General features: G+C 61.7%; 4 protein-coding genes. All 4 read right to left on the bottom strand.

The window, feature by feature from the left end; all coding sequences use genetic code 11:
• Window positions 1–54: 54 nt before the first annotated feature.
• The gene (locus tag EN939_RS31685) at window positions 55–744 is read right to left on the bottom strand and encodes a hypothetical protein (RefSeq protein WP_127271037.1); all 690 of its coding nucleotides are present in this window, start codon (window positions 742–744) and stop codon (window positions 55–57) included.
• Between the two features lie 39 nt (window positions 745–783).
• On the bottom strand, window positions 784–969 hold the full coding sequence (locus tag EN939_RS31680; RefSeq protein WP_027036502.1) for a hypothetical protein: 186 nt from the start codon (window positions 967–969) through the stop codon (window positions 784–786).
• A 60-nt stretch (window positions 970–1,029) separates the two neighbouring features.
• Window positions 1,030–1,521 (bottom strand): hypothetical protein, encoded by a 492-nt coding sequence (locus EN939_RS31675; protein ID WP_127271039.1) that lies wholly within the window; start codon window positions 1,519–1,521, stop codon window positions 1,030–1,032.
• A 12-nt stretch (window positions 1,522–1,533) separates the two neighbouring features.
• Window positions 1,534–2,050 (bottom strand): phage major capsid protein (locus EN939_RS31670; protein WP_127271534.1); only part of this gene is annotated, 517 nt, incomplete at its 5' end.

Raw genomic sequence — 2,050 nt, 5'->3', positions numbered from 1 at the left:
GCACGTCCATGCCGAGTACGGTCGCTGCACCCTTCACCACATCGAGAATGGACATCAGGCGGCGTCCCTCGCCCCGCCCTTGCCCTTGGGCTGGGTCCGCTCTTCAAGCAGCGCTTCCATGGCGGCCATTCGTTCGACCATGGCCGCGTTCTGCTCCGCCATCTGTTCAATGATGGCGTCCTTCTGGGCTTCGCGCTCGGATGCCTTGGCCGCGTCCGTGTTCTCGAGGAACAGTTTTGCCTGCTTGCGCATCTCGCGCATGTTGGGCAGGCGAACCTTATCCATCTGGCCTTCCTGAAGGTCGCGGACTTCTTCCACCGTACGGATGCCGCACTGACGAAGCACTTCGGCCTGTTCGGGCGAGACGCCAGGCCACGCCGCCAGCGCCATGCCATTGACCGGGATATCCTGACCCTTCTTGAAAGCATCATAGGCCGGCTCAATCTGCATCCAGCGCGCCGTCATGAACTTCAGCTTCTCGCCGTCCTGGTCCTCGCCCATCTTCGACGGGTCGGGCAGCATCAGGCGAACGCGTTCGGTGGTCTTGGTGTTCATCGGCGAGTGCGAGGGGGAATAGGTCACCCAGTCCTCCGCCTGCCGCTCCAGCAAGCGCCGGCCGCTGGCGTCGAGCTTGTAGCCCTTCAGGTCGCATTTCTCCGTCACCGGATCGCCTTTGACCGCCAACATCTCGTAGCTCGTCTTGAACCCCATCACGCGGATCATCGGGGCTTGGTTTTCGGACATGTGCATTGCTCCTGAAACGTAGCGGGCGCCGAAGCGCCCTTATTCGCTGATGAGGTCGCGGAGGTCGGGAAGCTCCGCCAAGATGGCGTCTGCCTGGTCCTCGTCGAATTCTGCTGCCTTGAAGGCTTCGGCTGCGCGAAGGCGCTCGCCACCGTTCCAAAGCTTCCTGATGTTCGTTACCGCGCCGGTATCGGCTGACGCGGCCTTTGCTTTCACTTTTGGCATTCCGTACTCCTGCGGTTGAAAGGGGGACGGGCGGAGCCGAAGCCCCGCCCGGAAGCCGGATCAGTACGGGAAGGCGCACATGACAATCTTCGCCGAAGCGTCGATTGCGTAGGCGCAGACCGTATCAGTCACGGCGGCGGCAACCTTCAGGGTGCCATCCGTGGTGGCCGACAAAACAAGGCCGTTGCCGTCCGCACCGGAGACCAGCGCGGTCGTAAGCGTTGCCACGCCCTTGACCTGTATCCAGGCATATTCGCCATTGCCGGGGGCAGCAGCGAGAACGCCGGCACCGTTTGCGGCGGTGTCGGACACGTCAGAGGTGACTTCGTTCGTCTGACCGGCAGAGACGCCGGCCGGCGCGTAGAAGCCAACCACGTTGTTGGCGACGGCGGCGATAGCGCCGGCACCTTGGTTGTATTTCACGAACCGATAGACCTTGCCGTCATAGGATTCGTAGGTGTCGCCAAGGCGGGGAGCCTTGCCGCTTTCCGCGCCCGTGAGATCAGCCGCGGTGTAGGTCTTGGTGATGTTGGCGCCAACAAAAGAGGTCATGGTTTCCGCTCCTTATGCCGCGTCGAAGAGGACGCCCTGAAGCGACCGGTTCGAGGTGACGAGGTTGCCCATCCAGTAGAACGGGATGACAACGGCGTCCTGGTTGACGGGCTTCTTCTCGTCGTCCTGCGTCCACTGAGCTTCCTTGTGCTGGTCGACGTAGACGTAATCCGTGTTGAGGAAATAGCCCTTCTCTGCCGTGGTCGTGAAATTCGTGTTGTCGTCGAAAATCACGTCTGCGGTCTTGTACTTCAGGCCGATGAAGCCCGACTGGGCCATGTCGGCGTCCATGTACCGCTGAAGCTGCTGCTCGCCGAGTTCGTACAGCGAATAGAAGTCATGGCTGAAGGTGATGATGTCCGGCTTGTCGGCGCCGCGCGTCAGAGCAAGCCAGAGTTTGTTCATGTCGGCCTTGAACGATGCGGCGTTTGCTGCCGAAGGCGAGGCGGCAAGGTTGGTGCCGGTGGCCTCCAGAAACTTGTTGCGCCAGAACGTCCAGGTTGCGGAATCGATGCCGCCGACCGTGCCC

The organism is Mesorhizobium sp. M7A.F.Ca.CA.002.05.1.1 (assembly GCF_003998335.1).
Taxonomy (GTDB): domain Bacteria; phylum Pseudomonadota; class Alphaproteobacteria; order Rhizobiales; family Rhizobiaceae; genus Mesorhizobium.
This window is presented reverse-complemented; position numbering and strand designations above follow the sequence as displayed.